The organism is Hydrogenophaga sp. (assembly GCF_018780385.1).
Lineage (GTDB): Bacteria > Pseudomonadota > Gammaproteobacteria > Burkholderiales > Burkholderiaceae_C > Hydrogenophaga.
Window position 1 is genome coordinate 260892 of sequence record NZ_JADMJO010000003.1, and the last position, 25746, is coordinate 286637.

The 25746-nt window shown below is 65.2% G+C and carries 25 protein-coding genes; 7 read left to right on the forward strand and 18 right to left on the reverse strand.

The features are described 5' to 3' along the window. Positions 1-49 precede the first annotated feature (49 nt). On the forward strand, positions 50-1234 hold the full coding sequence (locus IV113_RS01835) for a dihydrodipicolinate synthase family protein (protein WP_291080241.1): 1185 nt from the start codon (positions 50-52) through the stop codon (positions 1232-1234). Next, positions 1234-2112, forward strand: coding sequence for a sugar phosphate isomerase/epimerase family protein (locus IV113_RS01840; RefSeq protein ID WP_291081151.1), 879 nt, complete (start codon positions 1234-1236; stop codon positions 2110-2112). Before IV113_RS01835 ends, IV113_RS01840 begins: the two co-directional genes overlap by 1 nt. 26 nt (positions 2113-2138) lie before the next feature. Here IV113_RS01840 and IV113_RS01845 read toward each other — a convergent pair whose 3' ends face one another. The 3 genes from IV113_RS01845 to IV113_RS01855 form a co-directional block, all read right to left on the reverse strand. Further along, positions 2139-2588, reverse strand: a complete 450-nt coding sequence (locus IV113_RS01845; protein WP_291080243.1) for a guanylate cyclase — start codon at positions 2586-2588, stop codon at positions 2139-2141. 82 nt (positions 2589-2670) lie between these two features. Then, complete coding sequence (locus tag IV113_RS01850; RefSeq protein WP_291080245.1) at positions 2671-2928, reverse strand: hypothetical protein; 258 nt, start codon at positions 2926-2928, stop codon at positions 2671-2673. A gap of 131 nt (positions 2929-3059) precedes the next feature. Then, the gene (locus IV113_RS01855; protein ID WP_291080247.1) at positions 3060-4289 is read right to left on the reverse strand and encodes an MFS transporter; all 1230 of its coding nucleotides are present in this window, start codon (positions 4287-4289) and stop codon (positions 3060-3062) included. A gap of 91 nt (positions 4290-4380) precedes the next feature. Here IV113_RS01855 and IV113_RS01860 point away from each other — a divergent pair, with 91 nt between their 5' ends. Further along, complete coding sequence (locus IV113_RS01860; protein WP_291080249.1) at positions 4381-5265, forward strand: helix-turn-helix transcriptional regulator; 885 nt, start codon at positions 4381-4383, stop codon at positions 5263-5265. Here the strand turns inward: IV113_RS01860 and IV113_RS01865 are convergent. Continuing rightward, positions 5232-7709: a DUF1631 family protein gene (locus IV113_RS01865; RefSeq protein ID WP_291080251.1), complete on the reverse strand. Its 2478-nt coding sequence runs from the start codon at positions 7707-7709 to the stop codon at positions 5232-5234. The genes IV113_RS01860 and IV113_RS01865 overlap by 34 nt on opposite strands. A 223-nt stretch (positions 7710-7932) precedes the next feature. Here IV113_RS01865 and IV113_RS01870 point away from each other — a divergent pair, with 223 nt between their 5' ends. Next, positions 7933-8187, forward strand: coding sequence for a hypothetical protein (locus IV113_RS01870; protein ID WP_291080253.1), 255 nt, complete (start codon positions 7933-7935; stop codon positions 8185-8187). 17 nt (positions 8188-8204) lie between these two features. On the opposite strand, the gene IV113_RS01875 is transcribed toward IV113_RS01870, so the two are convergent. From IV113_RS01875 to IV113_RS01920, 10 genes are all read right to left on the reverse strand, one after another. Beyond that, a complete protein-coding gene (locus IV113_RS01875) occupies positions 8205-9632 on the reverse strand; it encodes a coniferyl aldehyde dehydrogenase (RefSeq protein WP_291080255.1) in 1428 nt (475 codons plus the stop codon). An 87-nt stretch (positions 9633-9719) separates the two neighbouring features. Further along, positions 9720-12338 carry an ATP-dependent chaperone ClpB gene (gene clpB, locus IV113_RS01880; protein ID WP_291080257.1) on the reverse strand — a complete coding sequence of 873 codons (2619 nt, stop codon included), beginning with the start codon at positions 12336-12338 and terminating at the stop codon, positions 9720-9722. Between the two features lie 110 nt (positions 12339-12448). Then, positions 12449-13201, reverse strand: a complete 753-nt coding sequence (locus IV113_RS01885) for a GNAT family N-acetyltransferase (RefSeq protein WP_291080259.1) — start codon at positions 13199-13201, stop codon at positions 12449-12451. A gap of 17 nt (positions 13202-13218) precedes the next feature. Then, positions 13219-13692, reverse strand: coding sequence for a molybdopterin synthase catalytic subunit MoaE (moaE, locus tag IV113_RS01890; RefSeq protein ID WP_291080261.1), 474 nt, complete (start codon positions 13690-13692; stop codon positions 13219-13221). A gap of 1 nt (position 13693) precedes the next feature. Continuing rightward, positions 13694-13945, reverse strand: coding sequence for a MoaD/ThiS family protein (locus IV113_RS01895; RefSeq protein ID WP_291080263.1), 252 nt, complete (start codon positions 13943-13945; stop codon positions 13694-13696). Further along, entirely contained in the window at positions 13942-15225 is a 1284-nt protein-coding gene (gene glp, locus IV113_RS01900) for a gephyrin-like molybdotransferase Glp (RefSeq protein ID WP_291080265.1), read from the reverse strand. Before glp ends, IV113_RS01895 begins: the two co-directional genes overlap by 4 nt. Next, positions 15222-15758 (reverse strand): molybdopterin-guanine dinucleotide biosynthesis protein B, encoded by a 537-nt coding sequence (gene mobB, locus IV113_RS01905; RefSeq protein ID WP_291080266.1) that lies wholly within the window; start codon positions 15756-15758, stop codon positions 15222-15224. The genes glp and mobB overlap by 4 nt, the downstream gene beginning before the upstream one ends. Next, positions 15755-17278 (reverse strand): threonine synthase, encoded by a 1524-nt coding sequence (locus tag IV113_RS01910; protein ID WP_291080268.1) that lies wholly within the window; start codon positions 17276-17278, stop codon positions 15755-15757. Before IV113_RS01910 ends, mobB begins: the two co-directional genes overlap by 4 nt. Beyond that, positions 17278-18600, reverse strand: coding sequence for a homoserine dehydrogenase (locus IV113_RS01915; RefSeq protein ID WP_291080270.1), 1323 nt, complete (start codon positions 18598-18600; stop codon positions 17278-17280). The genes IV113_RS01910 and IV113_RS01915 overlap by 1 nt, the downstream gene beginning before the upstream one ends. 27 nt (positions 18601-18627) lie before the next feature. Continuing rightward, positions 18628-19854, reverse strand: coding sequence for a pyridoxal phosphate-dependent aminotransferase (locus tag IV113_RS01920; protein ID WP_291080272.1), 1227 nt, complete (start codon positions 19852-19854; stop codon positions 18628-18630). 139 nt (positions 19855-19993) lie between these two features. On the opposite strand from IV113_RS01920, the gene IV113_RS01925 reads away from it, so the two are divergent. The 3 genes from IV113_RS01925 (at position 19994) to IV113_RS01935 (ending at position 22985) form a co-directional block, all read left to right on the forward strand. After that, positions 19994-20374, forward strand: coding sequence for an Mth938-like domain-containing protein (locus tag IV113_RS01925; RefSeq protein ID WP_291080274.1), 381 nt, complete (start codon positions 19994-19996; stop codon positions 20372-20374). 166 nt (positions 20375-20540) lie between these two features. After that, positions 20541-21017, forward strand: coding sequence for a peroxiredoxin (locus IV113_RS01930; RefSeq protein ID WP_056276841.1), 477 nt, complete (start codon positions 20541-20543; stop codon positions 21015-21017). 186 nt (positions 21018-21203) lie between these two features. Beyond that, the gene (locus IV113_RS01935; protein ID WP_291080277.1) at positions 21204-22985 is read left to right on the forward strand and encodes a PhoH family protein; all 1782 of its coding nucleotides are present in this window, start codon (positions 21204-21206) and stop codon (positions 22983-22985) included. Between the two features lie 66 nt (positions 22986-23051). On the opposite strand, the gene dnaB is transcribed toward IV113_RS01935, so the two are convergent. From dnaB to priB, 4 genes are all read right to left on the reverse strand, one after another. After that, the gene (gene dnaB, locus IV113_RS01940; protein WP_291080279.1) at positions 23052-24479 is read right to left on the reverse strand and encodes a replicative DNA helicase; all 1428 of its coding nucleotides are present in this window, start codon (positions 24477-24479) and stop codon (positions 23052-23054) included. 196 nt (positions 24480-24675) lie between these two features. Further along, a complete protein-coding gene (gene rplI, locus IV113_RS01945; RefSeq protein ID WP_291080281.1) occupies positions 24676-25128 on the reverse strand; it encodes a 50S ribosomal protein L9 in 453 nt (150 codons plus the stop codon). A gap of 13 nt (positions 25129-25141) precedes the next feature. Next, the gene (rpsR, locus tag IV113_RS01950) at positions 25142-25423 is read right to left on the reverse strand and encodes a 30S ribosomal protein S18 (RefSeq protein WP_056276851.1); all 282 of its coding nucleotides are present in this window, start codon (positions 25421-25423) and stop codon (positions 25142-25144) included. An 11-nt stretch (positions 25424-25434) separates the two neighbouring features. Next, a complete protein-coding gene (gene priB, locus IV113_RS01955; protein ID WP_291080284.1) occupies positions 25435-25722 on the reverse strand; it encodes a primosomal replication protein N in 288 nt (95 codons plus the stop codon). Between the last annotated feature and the right edge of the window lie 24 nt (positions 25723-25746).

Genomic DNA, 25746 nt, shown 5'->3' on the forward strand with positions numbered 1-25746 from the left:
GTGTCTCTTGAATGGATCACCTCGCGCGTTGCGCTCTGGAGCTACCCCTATGACCCTTTCAATCAAACTGCCCAACACCTCGGGCCAGGTCGAGGCTTACACGCTGCGCGGCACCACCCCGGTGAAGCCCGCAGCGGGCGTGAAGTTCAACCGCATCGCCTACTCCGCCGCGCACGTGGTGGCCGACCCGCTGGCCGCCATCGACCCCTGGTTGCAGTGCGCGGTGGACTGGGACGAAACAATAGCCTACCGCCAGCGCCTCTGGTCGCTCGGCCTGGGCGTGGCCGAGGCCATGGACACGGCGCAGCGCGGCATGGGCCTGGACTGGCCGACCTCGCTGGAACTCATCCGCCGCTCGCTCGACGCCGCCAAAGACGTGCCCGGCGCGCTGGTGGCCTCGGGTTGCGGCACCGACCACCTGGTGCTGGAGAACGTGAAGACGGTCGATGAAGTCATCAAAGGCTACGAGGAGCAGATGGCCGCGATCGAGAAGCTCGGCGGCAAGCTCATCGTGATGGCCAGCCGGGCGCTGGCCCGCGTCGCCAAAAGCCCGGCTGACTACGAACGCGTGTACGACCGCATCCTCAGCCAGGCGAAACAACCCGTGGTGCTGCACTGGCTGGGCGACATGTTCGACCCCGCGCTCAAGGGCTACTGGGGCAACAACGACCCGGACAAGGCGATGGACACCGCGCTCGCCGTGATCGCGGCACACCCGGACAAGGTGGACGGCATCAAGATCTCCCTGCTCGACAAGGACAAGGAAATCGCCATGCGCCGCCGCCTGCCTGCGGGTGTGCGCATGTACACGGGTGACGACTTCAACTACGCCGAGCTGATCGCCGGCGACGGTGTCGGCAGCGAAGTCACACACGGCCAGAGCGACGCGCTGCTGGGCATCTTCGACGCCATCGCACCGGCGGCCAGTGCCGCGCTCGGCGAACTCGCGCAGGGCAATGTGGCGAAGTTCCACGAGATCCTCGGCCCCACGGTGCCGCTGTCGCGCCACATCTTTGCCGCGCCCACGCGCTTCTACAAGACCGGTGTGGTCTTCATGGCCTGGCTCAATGGCCACCAGAAGCACTTCACCATGGTCGGGGGTCAGCAGAGCACGCGTTCGCTGCCGCACTTCGCCGAGCTGTTCCGCTTGGCCGATGCGGCCAACCTGCTGGAGCAACCCGATCTGGCGGTGCGGCGCATGAACACGCTGGCCGCGCTGCACGGGGTGGAATGATGCGCGATTTCTCGCAAGACCACCGCTGGCTCTCCATCAACACCGCCACGGTGCGCAAGAGCCGGGGCCAGGACCTGCCGCTCACCGACATCCTCGACGCCTGCGCGCGCCATGGCATCCAGGCCGTCTCGCCCTGGCGCGACCAGGTCGCGGCCGTGGGCCTGAAGACCATCTCCGCGCAAGTGAAGTCGCTCGGTTTGAAGCTCTCGGGCTATTGCCGCGGTGGCATGTTCCCCGCCGTGGACGCGGCTGGCCTGCAGGCCGCGCGCGACGACAACCGCCGCGCGGTCGATGAGGCCTGCGAACTCGGCGCACCCTGCCTGGTGCTGGTGGTCGGCGCCTTGCCCGGCGCGCTGGCCGGCAAGGCCGCGCACAAGGACATCGCGCGCTCGCGTCAACAGGTGAGCGACGGCATTGCCGAACTGCTTGTGTACGCGAAGGCCAACGGCATGCCGCTGGCCATCGAACCGCTGCACCCCATGTTCGCTGCCGACCGCGCCTGCATCAACACCATGGAACAGGCGCTCGATGTCTGCGACGCGCTCGACCCGGGCAAGACCGGCGCGCTCGGCGTGGCGGTGGACGTGTACCACGTGTGGTGGGACCCGAAGCTGCAGGCGCAGATCGAACGCGCCGGTGCATCGCGCCTGCTCGCCTTTCACGTGTGCGACTGGCTCACGCCCACCACCGACCTGCTCAACGACCGCGGCATGATGGGCGACGGCGTGATCGACATCCCGCGCATCCGCGGGTGGGTGGAAGCGCAGGGCTTCGAAGGCTTCAGCGAGGTGGAGATCTTTTCCACCGGCAACTGGTGGAAGCGCGAACACGACGAAGTGTTGGCCACCTGTATCGAGCGGCACCGCAACGCGGTGTGAAGCTCCCGCGCGGGGGGCTCGAGCTTCTAGCGAGGAAGGTAGGCCGGCAACATCCCCGCAGCCGCCTTGAGCAGATCGAAATGCTCGTCGGACAGGGGACAGGTCAACGCATCAAAATGACACAGGGTACCGAACAACTCGCCTTGGTTGTCCAGCACGGGGACCCCGTGGTACGTCATCAAGACCCCCTGGTACTTGTGGCCATCCAGTCGGTGGTCGTCAGCCGTGTTGCTCGATTTGAAGAGCCCATCGCGCAGCACGAACTGGCAGAAGCTGTCCTTCAAGGGCACTTCTTCAAGGAACTCCGGCTTGATTTCGTTTTCCTTGTCGGCCAATTCGACGTTTCTCAGCACGCCATCGGACAGTCGATACAAAGCCGTGTAGCGATGTGCGACGGGAGCGTTCAACAACTCCAGCCCCTGGCGCAGGCGCCCTTGCTGCAATGCGGCTTGCAAGAGATCGATCTTCACGGGCATTGAGGTCACTTTTTGGTTCGCTGAGGTGGGAGATATCCTACCTCCCGAGGTGGACTGTTGAGCGACCACATTTCAACCGTCGTCAAGGCAAGGCAGGCGCGTCGCTGGCGGTCAGCAAAGGCGCAGCAACTCCCCCTCGCTCGTCGGCCAGCAGGAGCGAACCCGTCGCGCGCTGCTGCACGCGGCGCTGCTCGCCACGTTGGGTGGAGTCGTTGAGCACGGCGATGAATCCCATGAGCACCAAGGCGGCGCACGCCACCAGCAGCCAGATCAACGCGTGAGCCGAGAAGTTGAACCAGTCAGCATCGCAATAGCGCGGCCGGTCAGGGTTGGGGTTCATGGAGATCTCCTCGATGCGTTGTGGGTATGGAACGCATGATTCCAGTGCGTGCAAGCCAGACTTGTCGGCGCACGGCGACGCCGGATGTAGGAGGCCGCTGACAAGTCCACGCCGGGCGGCGCCTCCCCGCCTCAGGCCGTGCGGCGGCCCACGCCGAGCGCTGCCACCACCGACAGACCCAGAAACACGGCACTGCCCACCAGCGTGGCAGCAAACCAGCCGCGGTCCATGAACAGGCCAAACATCAGGGGCGCCGCGGCAAAGCCCACGTCCAGCCCGGAGTAGACCGTGCCATAGACCCGGCCGGTCGCGCCCTTGGGCGTGGCGCGCTTGATCATCAGGTCGCGGCTGGGGCCACCCACGCCCACGGCAAAACCTGTGGCAGCCAACGCCACCAGCGTCCCGATGGCGCCCAGCCAACCGGTGGCGCACACCAGCAACAGCACGGCGCCCAGCGCCATGGCCCAGGCCACCACGTGGTCGCTGGAGAGCTGGTGGTGGTGGCTGTAGGCCGCCACGAAACCGCCCACCAGCATGCCGAAGGCCGCGCACAGCATGTAGGCACTGATGGTCAGCGTGGCCACTTCCATGCTCGTGCTGTGCATGGCCTTCAGGATGGACGGCGCAAAGCTCTGCACCACCGCCAGCGACATGGTGGAGAGCAGGAAGAAGGCAAAGCACCACCACACCACGGGCAGCTTCAGAAAGCCGAGATCGCCACCGCGCGGCGCGCCCGCCGCTTGCACCACCACCTCGGTGCGCAGCTTGTCGCGCTGCCAGAACATCACGCCCAGGATCACCAGGTACAGCAAGGCGGCCACCTGGTAGGCCACGCGCCAGTCGGCCCAGGCCGAGATGCCCACCAGCAGTGCGGGTGCCAGCGCCCAGCCGAGGTTGCCGGTGAGGCCGTGGGCGCTGAAGGCGTGGCCCAGCCGGGGCGATGACACGCGCTGGTTGAGGATGGTGAAGTCGCAGGGGTGCAAAGGCGCGTTGCCCGTGCCGGCCAGCACCGCCACCAGCATGAGACCCGCGTAACTGTTGGCCTGCGAGGCAGCCACGGCGGCCAGGAAGAACATGCCGACGGCCCCGAACAGCACCGGGCGCGCGCCGATGCGGTCGACCAGAAACCCGGCCATGGCCTGGCCGACCCCGGAGATGACGAAGAACACCGTCATGAGCAGGCCCACATCGGCAAACGAGAGGCCGAACTCGCGGATGAACACCGGGAACAGCGGCGCGAGCAGCAACTGCGAAAAATGCGAGGTGCCGTGGACGAGGCCCACCAGGCCGATGACGGCGGCGTCCTGTTTGAGCGAGATGGGGTTGGCGGGCGCGGCAACGCGCAAGGTGGCGGTGTTCATGGACACGATCGTAGGGCGGGTGGAGAATGCGAAATTGCGACAGAACGACAAACATCGTCGAATGTCAGCCAAACCCAGCCGGGAGTTCACCATGCTCCGCCCATCCACCCACCGCCGGCTTCTGCCAACCACCGACACCGACCCGTATTGCCCCACACCGGCGCATCCGGTGCGCTGCCGTGCGCGCCAGGTCGATAGCGACGACCAGTTCGAACCGCACCACCATGCCTGGGGTCAATTGGCCTACTGCGCGCGCGGGCTGCTGCAGGTGACGGTGGTTCACACGAACGCCGCTGACGAACACTCGCCACAGGAGACCACCACCATCGTGCCACCCTCGCGCGCGGTGTGGATACCGCCGATGGCGCGCCACGCGGTGACCATCGTCGAGTCGGCCCAGTTGCTCACCCTGTACATCGACGCCAGCGCCGTGCCGGCGCACTGGACCCGCTCCCGCGTGCTGGTCGTCTCGCCCCTGTTGCGCGAGCTGGTGCATGCCCTGAACCGTCCGCTTCGACCATCGGGTGACGCGGAGCGCGCCCTGCACACGCTGCTGTTTGACGAGATGGAGCACGCCGCCACCCAGCCGCTGGGTGTGCCCATGCCGAGCGCAACCGGCGGTGACCGGCGGCTGCGCAACCTGTGCGAGGCGGTCATGCAGGCCCCCGCCCAGCACGCCACGCTGGCGGCGTGGGCCACGCACGGCGGTGCCAGCGAGCGCACCCTGGCGCGCTTGTTTCGCGACGAACTGGGCACGAGCTTTCAGCGCTGGCGCCAGCAGGTGGTGTTGGCGCATGCCCTGCCCATGCTGGCACGCGGTGTGTCGGTGGGGCGGGTGGCCGAAGCCAGTGGCTATGCGAGCGAGAGCGCGTTCTCGGCCATGTTCAAGTCGGCCATGGGCCTGCCGCCCACCCGCCTGCGCGAGCAGGCCAGGGCACAACCTCAGGCCGGCGCGGCCTCTTCGACGCGGGTCTGATCGGCCGCGATGGCCTCGATGGCCTTGCGCACCACGCTCTGGCCGTCCACGGGGCGCAGCAGGCGGTTGGCAATGAGGCGTTCGCAGCTGCGTTTGGTCATGGAATGCGGGCGACCTCCGCGGCTCACGAACATGAAGAGCGTGCCGCGGTTGCTCGCCCAGATGAGTTGGGCACGCAGCCATTCGCGGTGCGAATACAGGTCGACCCAATCGCCTTCGCGCAAGCCCGCCAGCACCGTGATGGCGTCAAACGGAATGCCCTCTTCGCTCTCCGCGTCATCCACAGTGGTGGCCTCCGACGGAGCCACCTCGTGCGCGCCCCGGTTCTCGGTGAGCTCGGAGAAATCGGTTGGCATGGTGTCTTCAAAACCCGCCGCTTCCAGCTCCTCGCGTCCCAGCCAGGGCTGAGCGGCCTTGCGCGGCTTGCGCTGCTCGGGTGTGGCCGGCAAGGTCTCGTCGAGTTCCATCGACATCGACGAGGTGTCCAGCGGAACCGGATTCGATGCACTCGCGTCGGCCCGTGCCCGCGCGCGCCTCAGGCCCAGCACCGGCTGGTGCAGGCGCATGAGGGCGTCAAAGAACGGTTTGGTTTCGTCGCGGGTTTTGCCCAGCGACTCCAGCCCGGCGTGCAGCGTGGCCAGCATGCCCGGCACCATCTCCAACAACTGGGACGGCAGGCGCAGCGTGACGTCCTTCTTGGTGCTCCACAACAGGTTGGAGACCACCTTGCGGTAGCCCCCGGGATCGATCTGCCCCTTCGGCGCATTGAGCTGCGCGGAGGCGATCGCCAGCGCCCAGGGGCCGTAGAGGAAATCGAGGATGAAGCCGGGCACGTTGTCCACATCGGGGCGCTGGCTCAGGTCCCAGGCCACCTGGTCGGCCAGGGTCTGGCGCGCTTCGGCGTGGCGGATCGCCTGCAGGTTGTTGTCCTGCGCCGCCACGTCCTGGCGGTCGTGGCTTTCCCATTCCTGCAGCAACTCGTCCAGCGCGATGGCAAAGGCTTGCGGATCTTCTGTCTCCAGCTCGTTGAGGGCGTTGAACGCCTGCTGCACCGGCTGGAAGAACTCGGCGAACTCACTGGAGAATTCATCGTTGTATTTGAAGCTGCGCTGCGCCACGCACTCCACCAGGCGGCGGGCCGGGTGCGCGTCTTCGCTGAAGAATCGCGGGTTGGCCATGGCCAGGCGCAGGAGCGAGGGCTCCAGCGCCACCACGGCTTCGCGCACGGGTGCCAGCAGCAGCGGGTCTTGCGCGACCTGGTTGACCAGCTTGCGCACCACGTCCAGGCCCATGGCCTGCGCCACGCGCTCAGCCTTCTGCTTGAGCTGCATGAGCACGCGGGCGCGCTCGTGGGCCGCAGCGAAATCGCCCCAGGTCTTCTGGCTGAGCTGAGTGCCGATGTCCACCGCGCGCGCGGGCCGGTCGACCACGGGCAGCGCCTTGTACTGCTCGCTGCGCCGCACCACCATCGACTCGTCCAGCGTGGGGATGGCGGCAAACGCCTCGATGGCCGCGAGCTCTTCGCTCACCTGTTCGTAATACTCGGGCGCCAGGGACTGTTCGTACCGCTGCCCACCCTTCTCCAGGAAGTTGTGCAGGTACTGGTTGTCCACCGGCGTCTGCAAGCGCGCCAGCTGCGGCATGTCGGGCATGGAGTCGCCAAAATGCGCATCGCGCGTGCTGTCCCCGCGGTAATCCAGTGGCGCCGGGCCCGACGGGTTCCATTCGGTGGCGGCCGGGCCGGCGCCGCGCGCGGCCCGGGCTGCGCTGGCCGCAGAGCGCGCTGCCGCACCCGGGGCCTCGGCGATCAGGCGCACGCGGTAGCCGGCTTCCTGCACGTTGGCCCGTTGCAGCACCAATGCCAGGCGGGCATACAAGCCCTTGAGTTCATGGCCGATGGCCTTGCCGCAATGGCGCAACCACAGGGCACGGATCTGCGAGTCGGGCTCGTCGAGAGACATCATCTCGCGCAGGGCCCGCACGAACACCGAAGGGCGCAGCGGGTTCATGTCGGCCTGCACAGTCGAGAGACCCTGCAGCGAACTCATGAGCGCATCCAGCACCTTGAGTTCCTGCTCCAGCGGCGGCAACAGGCTCTGCAGCAGGCGCGCGGACTCAATGGATTCGGTGACCGTGTCGTCCTCCACCAGCGACAGGTAGGTGGATTCGCTCAGCAGCGAGGTGCGCGAGGACTGAGGGGCATCGGTGGGCACGGCAAACGCTTCACGCAGGCGCTGCGGGAAATCGGCGACCCAGCCTTCCTTTTCCTGGCGCATGCGCCACCAGGCGCTGGCCAGGCGGTCGCGCTGGGCGACTTCAAGGCACTGCTTTTCGGCCTCCTGCAGGCTCACCACCGCCGCGTCAAGGCACCGCCCCAGCATCGCGGGGGCGTCTTCAAGTGCCTCGGCCAGGCACTGTTGCAGCAATCTGGGGGGTACCGTCATCGCCTGGTTGCGGCGGTCTGCCGCTGAGTCGGAGTGTGAAACACGTCACGGTTATACCTGCGCACGCCACCGGGGGCATGACACCGCTGAGATAAGGCAGATATCGGTCACCGAACGGTCAACCGGTCAGCCAAACGGCTCCCGCGTCAAGACACTGTCACAACTGGCATGCAACATGCGAAGGTGCTGTCAACACACGCGCAGGCTTCAGGGAAACAAAACAATGATGCAAACCATCCGGCGTTACGCCAAGACGAACATGGCATGGGAGGCCCTCTCACGCCCCGACGCCGTCGGCCGCCAGGCCCACACACTGTTGCTGATGGCCAACGGCCGGCGCAGCGAGCAGGAGCTGTCGCTGCTGCTGGGCTCGGATGTGTCCGAGCTGGCCTATGGGTTGATGCAAAAGGGTTTTTTGCAAAACACGGCTGCTGTGGTGCAACCCGAAGCCGACGACGACGCGCTCGCAGGCGTCTGAGCGTGCTCAGCCGCGGATCACAGCCAACGCTTGAGCAGGCCCATGATCTGGTCGAAACGCGGACCGTAAGGTGGGTAGAACAGATGCCCCATCGAGAAGCGTGATTGCACCAGAACGGGTTTTTGCTGGGTGAAGCGCAGGAAGCCGGTTTCACCGTGGTAGGCACCCCAGCCGCTCTCGCCCACGCCACCGAAGGGCAGGTTTTCGTGGGCCACGTGCATGAGCGTGTCGTTCACGCTCACGCCGCCACTCACCGTGTTGGCCATCACCCGGTCGCGCGCGGCGGTGTCGGTGCCGAACCAGTACAGCGCCAGCGGGCGCGCCGCGGCGTTGATGCGTTTGATGGCCTCATCCAGCGAGTCGTAGGTCAGCACCGGCAGGATGGGGCCAAAGATTTCCTCGTCCAGCAGTCGCAGGCCCGGGCCGGGGTTGAACACCAGGGTGGGGTTCATCTGACGCGCGGTGGACGCTGCAGCCGCCGCACCGGGCGGCGCCACATCGACCACACGAGCGCCCTGCGCCGAGGCTTCGCTCAGCAGGGCTAGAAGGCGGGCGTGGTGGCGGTCGCTCACGATGGCGGCGTAGTCGGGGTTGCCGGCGATGGTGGGGAACAGGCGTGCCACTGCGACTGCGTAAGCGCGCTCGAACGCAGCTTCCTGACCGCGCGGCAGCAACACATAGTCGGGCGCGATGCAGGTCTGGCCGGCATTGAGCAGCTTGCCGTGCGCGATCTTCACGGCTGCCTCATCCAGATTGCACGACGCATCCACGATGCAGGGTGACTTGCCGCCGAGCTCCAGCGTCGTGGGGGTGAGGTTGACTGCGGCGGCCGCCGCCACCTTGCGGCCCACGCCGGTGGAGCCGGTGAAGAACAGGTGGTCGAACGGCAGGCTGGCGAACTCGTGGGCCACATCGGCGCCGCCGAGCACCACGCTGAATTCTTCTGCCGAGAACGCGCCCTGCACCAGCGAGGCGATGAGGGCCGAGGTGTGGGGCGTGAGTTCGCTGGGCTTGAGCATCACCCGGTTGCCCGCGGCCAGCGCGGTGGCTGCAGGCCCCAGCGTGAGTTGCAGCGGGTAGTTCCACGGGCCGATCACCCCCACCACGCCCAGCGGCTGGCGCTGGATGTGTGCCCGCGCAGGCTTGAGGTACAGCGGTGTTGCCACGCGCCGGGTCTTCATCCAGTGCGGCAGCTCCTTGTGCAGCTGGCCGATGGCCGCACGCAGCACGAACAGGTCAGCCACCTCGGTGAGCTGGCGCGAGCGCACGCCGAAGTCGGCCTGCACCGCGTCGGACAACGCAGCGCCGTGCGTGTCGATGAGTGCCTTCAGGCGGGACAGCCGCTCGCGGCGCAGCGCCAGCGGCACATCGATCTGGGCGCGGCTGGCGTGGTGCTGGGCATCAAACAGGGCACGCAGGGGAAGGGTCGGGGGTATCTGGGTCATGAGCCGGATGATAGGTCTGGCGCCCCGGCAGTGGTAGAGGCAGAGCCCCATCCCGACGGATGGAGGTCTGCGCCCTGGCGGGTGCGATCAGGCCTCGGCGACCGCGTCGCCGAACTCGAACACGCCCGGGTTCTGCACCGGGTCCACATCCACCGGAATCGACGATTTCGGCGGGTAGCGGCCTTCCAGCAGGAATTTCGAGAGTGGGTTCTCGATGCGCTGCTGGATCGCGCGTTTCAAGGGCCGCGCGCCGAACACCGGGTCGAAGCCGACCTTGGCCAGCTCGGCCAGCGCCGCGGGCGACACCTGCAGGTGCAGGTCCATCTTGGCCAGGCGCGCTTCGAGCACCTTGAGCTGGATCGCGGCGATCGATTCGATGTGCTGCGCGTCCAGCGCATGGAACACCACGGTCTCGTCGATGCGGTTGAGGAACTCCGGGCGGAAGTGGTTCTTCAGCTCGGCCCACACCGCGTCCTTCACGTCCTCGTAGGGCTCGCCCACCATGGCCTGGATCATGTGCGAGCCGATGTTGCTGGTCATCACGATCACGGTGTTCTTGAAGTCCACGGTGCGGCCCTGGCCATCGGTGAGGCGGCCGTCGTCGAGCACCTGCAGCAGCACGTTGAACACATCCGGGTGGGCCTTCTCCACCTCGTCGAGCAGCAGCACGCTGTAAGGCTTGCGGCGCACGGCCTCGGTGAGGTAACCGCCCTCCTCGTAGCCCACGTAGCCCGGCGGCGCGCCAATCAGGCGGGCCACGGAATGTTTCTCCATGAACTCGCTCATGTCGATGCGCACCAGGTGGTCTTCGCTGTCGAACAGGAAACCGGCCAGGGCCTTGCACAGCTCGGTCTTGCCCACGCCGGTGGGGCCGAGGAACAGAAAGGAACCGGTCGGGCGGTTCGGGTCTGAGAGGCCCGAGCGCGAACGGCGGATGGCATTGGCCACCGCTTGAATGGCCTCGTCCTGGCCGACCACGCGTTCGTGCAGTTTGCCTTCCATCATCAGCAGCTTGTCGCGCTCGCCCTGCATCAGTTTGCTCACCGGAATGCCGGTGGCGCGGGCGACCACTTCAGCGATCTCTTCGGCGCCGACCTGCGTGCGCAGCAGCTGCGGGCGGCCCTTGCCGTCCTTGTTCAGTGCCTTGCCGGCTTCCACCGCCTGCGCATCCTTCAGCCGCTTTTCCAGCTCGGGCAGCTTGCCGTATTGCAGCTCGGCGACCTTGTTGAAGTCGCCCTTGTCGGTGAAGGTCTTGATCTGCGAGCGGATGCGGTCCATCTCTTCCATCACGTCCTTGGAGCCGAGCGCGGCGGCCTTCTCGGCCTTCCAGATTTCGTCGTAATCGGAGATTTCCTTCTCCAGCCGGACGATCTCTTCGGCGATCAGGCCGAAGCGCTTCTGCGATGCCTCGTCCTTCTCGCGACGCACGGCCTCGCGCTCGATCTGCAGCTGGATCAGGCGGCGGTCGAGCCGGTCCATGACCTCGGGTTTGGAGTCGAGTTCGATCTTAATCTTGGACGCGGCTTCGTCGATCAGGTCGATCGCCTTGTCGGGCAGGAAACGGTCGGTGATGTAGCGGTGGCTCAGCTCGGCCGCGGCCACGATGGCCGGGTCGGTGATCTGCACGCCGTGATGCACCTCGTACTTTTCCTGCAGGCCGCGCAGGATGGCGATGGTCGCTTCCACGCTGGGCTCACCCACCAGAATCTTCTGGAAGCGGCGCTCCAGCGCGGCGTCCTTCTCGATGTACTTGCGGTATTCATCGAGCGTGGTCGCGCCCACGCAATGCAGTTCGCCGCGCGCCAGCGCCGGCTTGAGCATGTTGCCCGCGTCCATCGCGCCTTCGGCCTTGCCCGCGCCCACCATGGTGTGCAGCTCGTCGATGAAGACAATGGTCTGGCCCTCGTCCTTCGCGAGTTCGTGCAGCACGGTCTTGAGGCGCTCCTCGAACTCGCCGCGGAATTTGGCGCCGGCCAGCAGCGCGGCCATGTCCAGGCTCAGCACGCGCTTGCCCTTGAGCGAATCGGGCACCTCGCCGGCCACGATGCGCTGGGCCAGGCCTTCGACGATGGCGGTCTTGCCCACGCCGGGCTCGCCGATCAGCACCGGGTTGTTCTTGGTGCGGCGCTGCAGCACCTGGATGGCGCGGCGGATCTCGTCGTCGCGGCCGATCACCGGGTCGAGCTTGCCCATGCGGGCGCGCTCGGTGAGGTCCATGGTGTATTTCTTGAGCGCCTCACGCTGGCCTTCGGCCTCGGGGCTGTCCATCTTCTGGCCACCGCGCACCGCGGTGATGGCGGATTCCAGGCTCTTGCGGTTCAGGCCGTTCTCGTTCGCGATGCGGCCGAGTTCGCCCTTGCTGTCGGCCACGGCGAGCAGGAACAGCTCGCTCGCGACGAACTGGTCGCCGCGCTTGATGGCTTCCTTTTCGGTGGCCTGCAGCAGCTTGGCCAGTTCCTGGCCCACCTGCACCTGGTCTTGCCCTTGCACTTCAGGCAGGCGCTTGATCGCCGCCTCGGCGGCCTTGGCCAGGCCAGGCACATTGACGCCCGCGCGCTGCAGCAGCGACTGAGGCCCATCGGCCTGGCGCAGCAGGGCCAGCAACAGGTGGACAGGTTCGATGTAGGCGTGGTCGGCCCCCAGCGCCAGTGTTTGCGCTTCGCTCAGCGCTTCCTGAAATTTGGTGGTGAGTTTGTCGAGTCGCATGAAAGAGCTCTCCGGGTGATCTGAACTGTTGGGCATGTGGAGCTGCTCCACCGGTTTTCAAGCCTGCAACCCAGCTTGCGCCCGCCCGCCGCGGGCAGGCTTGACGCAGATCAATCCACCAACGGAGGGCGCCAGTAGGCGTAGGGCCAGGCCAGGGTGAAACCGGCACGGCGGTACAAGGCCTGGGCCGGCAGGTTGTTCGCATCGACCTGCAGGAACACGCCGGCCACACCACGACGAACAGCCTCTGCCGCCATGGCGTGCAGGACGCGGCCCGCCAGGCCCTCACCGCGCCGGGCGGCCGCCGTGCGCATGCCATGCACGCCCAGCCAGCCGTGACCGTACGACGCAGCACCGCAGGCCACCGTCTGCCCCTGCTCACGCACGGAGGCGTAGAGAGTGTCGGTGGCACGGCTGAGCGAGCGCGAACGGCTGGCGCCATCGGCCGGGTCCAAGCCCTCGCCCAGGAACATGGCCATCCAACCGGCATCGGGCCTGGCATCCAGTTCACCCGGCGGGCCGGGATGCAGGTCCATCAGCCGGTGAACCTCCCCCGTCATGGTCAAGGTGGGCTGGTCGCGCCGCCAGCCTTGCTGCGTCAGGGCCTCATGCCACGGCCGGAAGGTCGGCAGATCGGGCAGGCGGAACCGGGGTTCGAAACCCCGCGCGGCATAGCGCGACAGAATGGCCGGCAACCGTTCGATGTCGTGTGTCTCGTGACGCAGCGGTACGGCGCTGCGGGCACGACCCACGGTGCCGTGGTCCATGGCCAGCAGCCAGCCATCCAGGGGTTCCACCACCTCGGGCGCCACCGCCTGAAGCGTGGCGCGCTCGATCGATTCGATGTCTGCAGCGCTGAGCATGGCCTCGCTGCGGCTGTTCAGCTGTTGGTGGCTGCGATGCCCCAGCGCGCCAGGGCTGCGTCGTCACTCACGCGGGCGTCCACCCAGCGAGCGCCTTCGGGTGTCTGCTCTTTTTTCCAGAACGGCGCCTGTGTCTTCAGGTAATCCATGAGGAATTCGCAAGCCTGGAAACTCTGGCCACGGTGTGCCGAGGTCACGACCACCAACACGATCTGGTCCAGCGGCTGCAGCAGGCCCACGCGGTGGATCACACGGGCGCCGAAGATATCAAAGCGCTTGTGTGCCTCGTCGATCATGGCTTCGATGGACTTCTCGGTCATGCCGGGGTAGTGCTCCAGCTCCATGGTGCTCACGCTCTGGCCGTCGTTGCGGTCACGCACGGTGCCGATGAAACTGCAGACCGCGCCCACACCTTTGTCGGCTTCGCGCAGCTGCGCCACCTCGCTGCTGAGGTCGAAGTCTTCGGTCTGGATGCTGACGCGCTTGCCCATCTCAGCCGCCGGTGACGGGGGGGAAGAAGCCGACTTCGGCGCCCTCGGTGAGCGCGGCGGCCTCGTCGCTCATGGTCTGGTTGAGCGCCACGCGCACCGCCTTGCCAGGCGCCAACGCGTCCGCGTAGGCGCCGCCACGCGCCACCAGCTCAGCCCGCAAAGCACCCAGCGTGGCGGCCTGGGTGTCCAGCGATTCGCTGCCCAGGGACAGGCCTTCACGGATGGAGGCGAAATAACGCAGTTGGACTTTCATGCAAGCAGGTCCGCAAAAGAGATGAAGGACACGAGGTCGCCGTGGGCGATGGTTTTGCCAGCGGGGTTGTCGACCAGGCCGTCTCCCCACACCGTGGAGGTGAGCACACCCGAGCTCTGGTTGGGAAACAGATCAAGACCACCGGCAGCATTGCGGCGCACGCGCAGGAACTCACGGCGCTTGTCGGCCTTGCTGAGGGTGAAGTGCGCGGGCAGCGTGACGGCGTTCATAGCAACCGCGTCAACCCCCTGCAGGCGCAACAGGAAAGGCCGCACCAGCAGCAGGAAGGTCACAAAGCTGGACACCGGATTGCCCGGCAGGCCAATGAAGTGGCATGCCTCGCCCGCCGCCGGGTCTGCGCCCGCGTCGCGCTTCACGGTGCCGTAGGCAAACGGCTTCCCGGGCTTCATGGCGATCTGCCAGAGATCAAGCCGGCCGAGCTGTTGCACAGCTGGCTTGATGTGGTCTTCTTCCCCGACCGACACGCCACCGCTGGTGAGAATGAGATCGTGGTGATCGGCCGCGGTCTTGAGTGCTGCCAGCGTGGCCTCGCGCTGGTCGGGCACGATGCCCAGGTCACTCACCTCGCAGCCCATGCGGTGCAGGAGCGCGCGCAGGAAAAAGCGGTTGGAGTTGTAGATGGCGCCTGGCTTCATGGCCTCGGGCGGCACCTCGCCCGGCATCACGAGTTCGTCTCCGGTGGAGAACAGCGCCACACGCGGGCGCGCCATCACCTTCAGGTGCGCCAGGCCCAGGCTCGCGGCCAAGCCCAGGCTCGCTGGCGACAGGCGTTCGCCACGGGCCAGCACCACCGCGCCGCGCGTCACGTCTTCACCCGCGCGCCGCACCCACTGACCCGGCTGGGGCACGGCCAGGATGCGCACACCGTGGATGTTGCCCCCCACCTCGACCGTGTCTTCCTGCATCACCACCGCGTCCGCGCCCTCGGGCATGGGCGCGCCGGTAAAGATGCGCGCACAAGTGCCGGGCTCCAGAGGCTCACCGGAGTGGCCGGCGGCGATGCGCTGCGTCACGGGCAGCACCTTGCCCGCCTCGGTCACGTCGGCAGCGCGCAGGGCGTAACCGTCCATGGACGAGTTGTCGTTGGGTGGCACCTGCAGCGCGGACACGAGGTCTTGGGCCAGCACGCGGCCGTCGGCGTCGAAGGTCGCCACCATTTCGGTGGACGACAGCGGCCCGGCCTGCGCCAGCAAGTTCACCATCGCGTCGTCCAGCGACGTCAACGGCACACGGGTCTGTGATGGAGGGGGCGTGGTCATGGCAGGCTCAACGGGGTGCAGTATTCGAATCGCTCTGCATTGTCGACCAACCAGGCAGCCACGTCATCGGCCCGATTCAAATCCAGCACGGTGCAGTGGATGGACTCGGGCAAGGTGTCCGGGGTGTCGGTGGCGATGGCCACGATGTGCTGATCGTCGGGAAAGCGCAGCGCCTTGCCATGGGCCTGCCGCCACACCTCCACCTTGGGCAGATCGCTCTGTTTGAAACCCTCGACCAGCACCCAATCAACGTCTGCCCGCAACTGGGCAAGAAGGTCGTGCACCGAATGTTCGACAACGGTCTCCAACTCGCGCATGAGCACCATCCGTTTGGGCGAAGCGGCGAGCACCTCGAAGGCTCCGGCTTCGCGGTGGCGCCAAGTGTCCTTGCCGGGGTGATCGATGTCAAAACGGTGGTGCGCGTGCTTGACCACGGACACGCGTTGACCCCTCAGCTTGAGCGCGGGAATCAGTTGCTCGACCAGCGTGGTCTTGCCCGATCCCGAGAAGCCCGCAAATCCGACGACCTTCATGCCCGGGCGCAGTGCTCGGCGATGAAGGCCTGCACGGCAGCCGTGCTCGCCGGCATCACCTGCACGCGCTTGGGCAGATCTTCGATACCCTCGAACTGCGGCGGGCGATGTGGCTGCTGCCCCAGGGCTTCCACGATGGTCTCGGCAAACTTGATCGGCAGCGCCGTCTCCAGCACGATCATCGGCACGCTTGGTTGCATGTGCTCGCGCGCCACCTTCACGCCGTCGGCGGTGTGGGTGTCGATCATCACGCCGTGGCGCTTGAAGGTGTCGCGAATCGTCTCGAGTCGGTTTTCGTGCGTGCTCTTGCCGCTGCGAAAACCATAGTGGCTCGCGGCGCCGGCAAACGCCGCGTCTGTGCTCAGGTCGAAGCGCCCCTCACGCGACAGCACGTCGCCGAACAAGGCCTTGACGCGCTCGCCGTCACGACCCAGCAAGTCGAACACGAAGCGCTCGAAGTTGCTGGCCTTGGAGATGTCCATCGAGGGGCTGGAGGTCTCGCGGGTGTCGGCGCTGGCGCGCACGCGGTAGATGCCGGTGCGGAAGAACTCGTCGAGCACGTCGTTCTCGTTGGTCGCGACCACCAACTGCTCGATCGGCAGGCCCATCTGGCGTGCCACGTGGCCGGCGCAGACGTTGCCGAAATTGCCGCTGGGCACGGTGAACGAGACCCGGGAAAGAGACCGATTCGCCGCCGGGCCGTCCCAAGGCGAATCAGCCCCATCGGGGGGCAGCGAACCACGCGCAGCGGGGAGCGTGGGGGCATCGCTCGTCGCCTGGAAATAGCCCGCAAAGTAATACACCACCTGCGCCAGCAGCCGCGCCCAATTGATCGAGTTGACGGTGCCGATCTTGTGCGCGCGCTTGAAGCCCAGGTCATTGCTGACGTTCTTGACGATGTCCTGGCAGTCGTCGAATACACCCTCAATCGCGATGTTGTGAATGTTCTCGTCCATCAGGCTGAACATCTGCGCCTGCTGGAACGGGCTCATGCGGCCGTGCGGGCTCAACATGAAGACGCGCACCCCGCGCTTGCCCCGCATCGCGTACTCGGCCGCGCTGCCGGTGTCGCCCGAGGTCGCGCCCAGGATGTTGAGCTCTTCACCGCGACGGCCCAGTTCGTACTCGAACAGGTTGCCCAGCAGTTGCATGGCCATGTCCTTGAAGGCCAGCGTGGGGCCGTTGGACAGGGCTTCGAGGTAGAACCCGGGTTCCAGCTTCTTCAGAGGCACGATCTGGGGCGTGCCATACACCGCCTCGGTGTAGGTCTTGTCGCACAGCGCGCGCAAATCGGCGGCGGGAATGTCGTCGATGTAGAGCGACAGCACTTCAAACGCGAGCGCCGCATAGCCACCCGCCGCTCCCTGGTTGAACACCTGGCGCCAGCGTGTGAGCGTGGCAGCATCGACCTGGGGGTAATGTTCGGGCAGGTACAGGCCACCATCGGGCGCGAGGCCTTCGAGCAGGATCTCGCAGAAGTGTTTGCGCCCCGGGTCACCGCGGGTGGAGAGGTACAGCATCAGTTCAGCTCTTCCTTGCGGATGCGCACGATGGGCGCGAGCACCGTGGGCAGCTTCTGCAACTGCGCCAGGGCATCGTTCATGGTGCCCTCGCGGGTGTCGTGCGTGAGGATGATCAGGTCGGTGGATGTGCCGCCTTCGCCGCTCACCTCGTCGGCCTCGCGCTGCAGCACCGCGTCGATGCTGATGCCGGCTTTGGCCAGCAAGCCTGTCACTTCGGCCAGCACGCCGGCCTCGTCGGCCACGCGCAAGCGCAGGTAGTAGCTCGTCACCACTTCGCTCATGGGCAGCACGCTCAGGTCGCTCATCGCATCGGGCTGGAAGGCCAGGTGCGGCACGCGGTGGTGCGGGTCGGCGGTGTGCAGGCGGGTGATGTCCACCAGGTCGGCAATCACGGCGCTGGCGGTGGGTTCACTGCCCGCGCCCTTGCCGTAGTACAGCGTGGTGCCCACGGCATCGCCCTGCACCACCACTGCGTTCATCGCGCCCTCCACGTTGGCGATCAGCCGCTTGGCCGGCACCAGGCTCGGGTGCACGCGCAGCTCGATACCCTTTGCGGTCCTCTTGGTGATGCCCAGCAACTTGATGCGGTAACCGAGTTGCTCGGCGTATTTGATGTCGGTGGCGCCCAGCTGCGTGATGCCTTCCACGTAGGCCTTGTCGAACTGCACCGGGATGCCGAAGGCGATCGCGCTCATGAGCGTGACCTTGTGCGCTGCGTCCACACCCTCGATATCGAAAGTCGGGTCGGTCTCGGCATAGCCCAGGCGTTGCGCTTCCTTGAGCACCACGGCAAAGTCCAGGCCCTTGTCACGCATCTCGGAGAGGATGAAGTTCGTCGTGCCGTTGATGATGCCGGCGATCCACTGGATGCTGTTGGCAGTCAGCCCTTCGCGCAGCGCCTTGATGATGGGGATGCCACCGGCGACGGCCGCTTCAAACGCCACCATCACGCCCTTGGCCGAGGCCGCAGCGAAGATCTCGGTGCCATGCACCGCCAGCAAGGCCTTGTTGGCCGTCACCACGTGTTTGCCCGCGGCAATGGCTTCCATGACCAGTGCCTTGGCAATGCCATAGCCGCCGATGAGCTCGATCACGATGTCGATGTCGGGGTTGGCGATCACTGCGCGTGCATCGTTCACCACCGTCACATCCGGGCCCACGACGGACTGCGCGCGCGCCACGTCCAGGTCGGCCACCATGGTGATTTCAATGCCGCGACCGGCACGCCGTCGGATTTCTTCCTGGTTGCGTTGCAGCACATTGAACGTGCCGCTGCCCACGGTGCCTATGCCCAGAAGGCCTACTTGGATCGGTTTCATGTCGGTCATGGTTGGGGAGCAAAAAAATCAGGTGCCGTGGCGTTTTCGCCAGCCTTCAAAGAACTTCGCGACGCGGTTGATGGCCTCGCGCAGGTCGTCTTCGTGCGGCAGGAACACGATGCGGAAGTGCTGGTTGTCGGGGTAGTTGAAGCCCGAGCCCTGCACCAGCATCACGCGCGTTTCCTGCAGCAGTTCCAGGAACATCTGCTGGTCGTCTTCGATCGGGTACATCTTCGGATCGAGCTTGGGAAACATGTAGAGCGCGGCCGACGGCTTCACGCAACTCACGCCCGGAATGGCGGTGATGAGCTCGTAGGCCAGGTCGCGCTGGCGGCGCAGCCGGCCGCCCTCGCCCACCAGATCGTTGATGCTCTGGTAGCCGCCCAGCGCCGTTTGAATGGCCCACTGGCCCGGCACGTTGGCGCACAAGCGCATGTTCGAGAGCATGTTCAGGCCCTCGATGTAGTCCTTGGCCGGCTTCCTGTCACCCGAGACAACGAGCCAGCCCGCGCGGTAGCCGCACGAACGGTAGCTCTTGGACAGCGAGTTGAAGGTCAGCGTGAGCACGTCATCCGACAGGCTGGCGATGGCCGTGTGCTTGACGCCGTCGTACAGCACCTTGTCGTAGACCTCGTCGGCAAAAATCACCAGGCCGTGTTCGCGTGCGATCTCCACGATGGACTTGAGCAATTCGTCGGAGTACAGCGCGCCAGTCGGATTGTTCGGGTTGATCACCACAATGCCTTTGGTGGCCGGTGTGATCTTGCGGCGGATGTCGTCCAGGTCGGGCATCCAGCCATTCGACTCCTCGCACATGTAGTGCACCGGCGTGCCGCCGGACAGGCTCACGGCGGCGGTCCACAGCGGGTAGTCGGGCGCGGGCAGCAGCAGCTCGTCGCCATCGTCCAGCAGCGCGTTGGTGGCCATCACGATCAGTTCGCTTGCCCCATTGCCGAGATAGATGTCGTCGAGCGTTACGCCTTTGATGCCCTGCGTCTGGGTCTCGTGCATCACCGCCTTGCGCGCGCCAAAAATGCCCTTGCTGTCCGAGTAACCCGCCGAGTTCGGCAGGTTGCGGATCATGTCCTGCTGAATCTCCTCGGGCGCATCAAAACCAAACACCGCCAGGTTGCCAATGTTCAGACGAATGATCTTGTGACCTTCGTCTTCCATCTTGCGCGCGGCATCCATGATCGGGCCCCGGATGTCGTAACACACATTGGCCAGCTTGGCGGATTTCTGGATGGTCTTCAAAGTCACTCCCTGGGTGTTCTGGGGTCGTGCGGGGCGGTGTTCCCGGTGTGTTGCACCGGGCGTTATATTCGGTCTCGTCTGCAGGGAAAACCTGCAATTTGACCACAGTTCCGCACACCGTCAGATCGGCCACCGCCCCATGAAACTGCACTCCGACAAGCTGGATATCCAGTCCGTCACCGGCTATGGCGATGGCTGGATCGCAGTGAACGGCCAGCGCCACTCCCACAGCCTCGTGCTCACACCCAAAGGCCAGTTGCAGCCCTGGCCCTGTTCGCGTTTTGAACTGCTGGAAGCCTCGCACTTCAACATGCTCATCCAGCTGGCCGCCGAGCCGCCCGAGCTCATCGTGTTCGGCAGTGGTTCGCGATTGCGTTTCGCACCCCCCGCCTTGCTGCGCGACCTGATGGCCCAACGCATCGGTGTTGAGACCATGGACACGGCCGCCGCCTGCCGCACCTACAACATCCTCGCGGGAGAGGGCCGTCGAGTGGTCGCGGCCTTGTTGCTGGAGACCTGAGCCCCCGGCAACCACCCCGGGTTGCTACCGTGACGGCAGAGCCCAATCAGGGTAAAATAGAGGATTGTTTCCTGCCACGGGTCCCATTGCTGCAACGCAGGGCTCGCCGTGAAACAGCCGGGAAGCCAACGCATCACCACCAACTTACGTCAGGGGTCCACGCAGTATGGCAGTCGTTGTCAATAAACCCATTCCCGAATTCGAATCGATGGCCACGGGCGGCATCAAGGTCAGCAACCAGACGCATCTGGGCCAGACCATCGTGCTGTACTTCTATCCCAAGGACAACACGCCCGGCTGCACGACCGAAGCCATGCAGTTCCGCGACAAGTACAAGGACTTCGTGAAGGCCGGTGCCCAGGTGTTCGGCGTCTCGCGCGACAACATGAAGTCGCACGACGACTTCAAGACCAAGCTTGAACTCCCCTTCGAGCTGATCGCCGACACCGAAGAAAAGATGTGCCACATGTTCGGCGTGGTCAAGAACAAGATCATGTACGGCAAAAAGGTCAAGGGCATCGAGCGCAGCACCTTCCTGATCGGCCCGGATGGCGTCCTGAAGCAGGAATGGCGTGGCCTGAAGGTCCCGGGTCATGTTGAAGACGTGCTCAAGGCCGTGAAGACACTCAAGAAGGCCGCCTGATCTGTACCTGATCAAGTTGGGCTGTGGGCGTGGGTTTTGCGTCACGGGACTCATGCATAATGAATTCATGACGCCGGGAAGCCTCTCAGCCCCACCCCTTCTGCACTCTTCCAGCAGCCCCGAAAGCCGCCCGGTCACCCCGGCGGCTTTTTGTTTTCCAGCCCTGCGCTGAACACACAAGCCCACATGCCACTGCCTCCCGCTCCTTCCAAACGCGCCGCCCTTCTTTCACCTGAGGCCTACAGCCTCAAAGCAGCCGACGAACCGTTCGACCTGCCAACGGACGAAGCACCTGTGCCACCAGCGCCGGCCGCCGCGCCCGCGCGACCGGTCGAGCGTGGAACAGCCACATTGGCACCGCATCCTGCTGGCAAACCGGCTGCCAAGCCTGCGGGCCGGGGTCGCAAACCCGCGGCAGTGGCTCCCGTCGCTGAGTCCCCGAAGGTCCAGCCCGTTCTGGAAAAAGCCACTCCGACCATGGCGTTGGTGCCCAGTCAAACCACCAGGAGCCCGGTCGCCGCTCAAGTCACCGCCTCATCCGGCAGCCGTCGACGTTCTGCGGGCAAGGCGAGTTCGGGACCGGCCAGGCTCTTTGTGCTGGACACCAACGTGTTGCTGCACGACCCCATGAGCCTGTTCCGCTTCGAGGAACACGACATCTTCCTGCCGATGATCGTGCTTGAAGAGCTCGATGGTCACAAGAAGGGCATGACCGAAGTGGCCCGCAACGGGCGCCAGACCAGCCGCACGCTCGACGCTTTGGTGGCGCAGCAAGGTGGCGACATGACCAAGGGCCTCAAGCTCTCGGCCACCGGTCACCACGGCGCACGCGGTCTGCTGTTCTTCCAGACCGAACCGCTGGAAAGCAACTTGCCGTCGAGCCTGCCACAGGGAAAAGCGGACAACCAGATCCTGGGCGTGGTGCATTCGCTGCGTCAACGCCATCCCGAGCGCGAAGTGATCCTGGTGTCGAAAGACATCAACATGCGCGTGAAAGCTCGCGCGCTGGGCCTGGCCGCCGAGGACTACCAAAACGACAAAACACTGGACGACGGCGAGTTGCTGTATGCGGGCGCGCTGGCGCTCCCACAGGACTTCTGGACGCGCCAGAGCAAGACCATCGAGAGCTGGCAGAGTGGCAGCCACACCTTCTACCGCGTCAGCGGCCCAGCGGTGGGCCAGTTCTACATCAACCAGTTCGTTTACTTCGAAGCGCCTGGCGAGCCCTCCCTTTACGCCCGCGTGACCGAGATCCGCGACAAGACAGCGGTTCTCAAGACGCTCAAGGACTACACCCACCTCAAAAACGCGGTCTGGGGCGTGACCAGCCGCAACCGCGAACAGAACTTCGCGCTCAACCTGCTGATGGACCCTGAAATCGACTTCGTGACGCTCGCGGGAACGGCTGGCACGGGCAAGACGCTGATGGCCTTGGCCAGCGGCCTCACGCAAGTACTCGACGACCGCCGCTACACCGAGATCATCATGACCCGCGCCACCGTGAGCGTGGGCGAGGACATCGGTTTCCTGCCGGGCACCGAAGAGGAAAAGATGGGCCCGTGGATGGGCGCACTGGACGATAACCTGGAGTTCCTGGCCAAGGGCGACGGCGGCAACGCTGGCGAATGGGGCCGCGCGGCCACCAACGAGCTGATCCGCAGCCGCATCAAGGTCAAGAGCATGAACTTCATGCGTGGTCGCACCTTCATGAACAAGTACGTGATCATCGACGAGGCGCAGAACCTGACGCCCAAGCAGATGAAGACCCTGATCACCCGCGCGGGCCCAGGCACCAAGATCATCTGCATGGGCAACCTCGCGCAGATCGACACGCCCTACCTCACCGAGGGCTCGTCAGGCCTCACGTTTGCGGTCGACCGCTTCAAGGGTTGGCCACACGGCGGACACATCACGCTGGCGCGCGGCGAGCGTTCGCGATTGGCTGACTTTGCCAGCGAAGTGCTCTGAGCCCGAGGTTCACGCCAACATGAAAAAACCCGGCCAAGGCCGGGTTTTTTCATGGGTAACTTTTCACTAGAAATCGCCACCACCAGCGAGCGATTCAAAGCGGGTGAGCATGTTGAGAAAGGCCAGCTTCACCGTGCCGGTGGGGCCGTTTCGCTGCTTGCCGATGATGATCTCGGCCACGCCCGGCTCCTTGCATGCGTCCTTGGTGTAGTACTCGTCGCGATAGATGAACATGATGATGTCCGCATCCTGCTCGATGGCGCCGGATTCGCGCAGGTCGCTCATCATGGGGCGCTTGTCGGTGCGGGTTTCGACGCTGCGGTTGAGCTGAGAGAGCGCGATCACCGGGCACTGCAGCTCCTTGGCCAGCATCTTCAGGCCCCGCGAAATTTCACCCAGCTCCGAGGCGCGGTTGTCACCGTCACCCCCACTGCCACTCATGAGCTGCAGGTAATCGACCACGATCAAACCAAGCTTGCCGCACTGGCGCGAGAGCCGCCGCGCGTTGGCGCGCAGCACGCTGGCGGTCAGGCCAGGGGTCTCGTCGATGTGCAGCGAGACGTTTCGCAGCTTTTCAATGGCTTCTGTCAGGCGCGGCCATTCGTCGTCGGTGAGCTTGCCGTTGCGCAGGTGGGTCTGGTTGATGCGCCCGATCGAGCCGACGATACGCACCGCCAGCTGGGAGGCGCCCATTTCCATCGAGAACACTGCTACCGGCAGGCCCTCGTTGAGCGCCACGTGCTCGGCGATGTTGATCGCGAACGCGGTCTTGCCCATGGACGGGCGCGCGGCGAGCACCACCAGATCGCCCGCCTGCAGACCTGAGGTCATGCGGTCGAGGTCCACGAAGCCGGTGGGCACACCAGTGATGTCGTTCGGGTTGTCGGCCATCTCCTGCACGCGGTCGAGCAACTCGACCACGAGCGTGTCCATGCCCTGGAAGCCCTCCTTCATGCGCGAGCCTTCTTCACCAATGTTGAAGATCTTCTGCTCGGCTTCGTCGAGGATCTTGTCGACCGACTTGCCCTGCGTGTTGAAAGCCGCGGTGGCGATCTCGTCGCTGGCGGCCACCAGCTTGCGCAGGATGGCGCGCTCACGCACGATCTCGGCGTAGCGGCGGATGTTGGCAGCACTGGGCACGTACTGCGCCAGCGAGTTGAGATAGGCCAGACCACCCGCCTCTTCGGCCTTGCCCAGATTCTGCAGATGCTCGAACACCGTGACCACGTCGGCCGGCTTGCTGGCGTTGACCAGCGTGGCGATCACCGAGTAGGTCAGGCGATGTTCATAGCGGTAGAAATCGGAGTCGTTGAGGAGGTCTGCCACCCGATCCCAGGCGCCGTTGTCGAGCAACAGGCCGCCGAGCACGCTGGACTCGGCCTCAATGGAGTGCGGGGGGACGCGCAACTGAGCAATCTGGCGGTCAGCGCCACCAACGCCCTCGTCCAAGCCGGCATCAAAGGAAGAGAAGGAACTGGAAAAAACGGCGGACATCGGCGTGGAAAAAGTAAAGGGCCATGGTACGCGCTGGCCTCTCGAAAGTCATGGGACAAGTCTGTGGACAAGTCCGGTAAAAGAGGTGGATGACGGACGGCCCCACAAGACATGTGGGCCACGCGCACCCAAAGAAAAAAGCCGCGGCCCGAAGGCAGCGGCTTTTGAGCGAAGCGCCTGAGCGCTCGCGCGGGACTCAGGCGGTTTCGCCGAGCACCGAAACGTTGACGTCCACCGTCACGTCGGTGTGCAGGTTCACACTCACCGTGTAGTCGCCCACGTTCTTCAGGGGACCATTGGGCATGCGGACTTGCGACTTCGCGACCTTGAAGCCTTGTTTGTTCAGCTCTTCAGACACGTCGTGGTTGGTTACGGAGCCGAACAGGCGACCGTCAACACCAGCTTTTTGCGACAGCTTGACCGTCACGGCGGCGAGCTTTTCGCCCAAGGCCTGGGCTTCGGCGTGTTTGGCAGCGGCCACTTTTTCGAGTTCGACGCGGCGTGCTTCGAATTCGGCGATAGCATTTTGCGTGGCACGGCGAGCACGGCCGGAAGGGATCAGGAAGTTGCGGGCGTAGCCGTCTTTGACCTTGACCACATCGCCGAGGGCGCCGAGATTGACAACTTTGTCGAGCAGGATGATTTGCATGTCAGGCTCTCTTTCAGACGCGGTGCTGGTCGCTGTAAGGCAACATGCCGAGGAAGCGCGCGCGCTTGATGGCGGTGTTGACCTGACGCTGGTAGAAGGCACGCGTGCCGGTCAGGCGCGCGGGAATGATCTTGCCGTTCTCGGCGATGAAGTCACGCAGGACATCGACGTCCTTGTAGTCGACTTCTTCGACGTTGGCCACGGTGAAGCGGCAGAAGCGCTTGCGCTTGAACAGCAGCGATTGGGTGTTGCGCTTGGGGCGCTTGTCTTTGTTGAAACGTTTGGGTGACGCCATGATGGGCCTTCCTATGTCTTGCTGAAATCTTGGATGTGGAACACCACGCCTTTGCCATTGCGCGCGTTGGTCAGAAAGCCGTGAAACTCACAGACCGAATCGAGTCCCTGTCGGGAGAGGATTTCGGCATGCGACCCGAAGGCGATCGCCCTGAGTTGCAGTTTCACTTGCCTGGGGGTGTCCAGTTCGACGATCTGTGACTCGTGTTCGAGCACGAGGTTGACTGCCGGTATGCCTGCCGGTGTGTACCGCAGGCTCTGCACCTGCACCACCATGGCCGACAAATGAGTCTGGTTCACCCGTTGACGTTAACGCGCACCGGG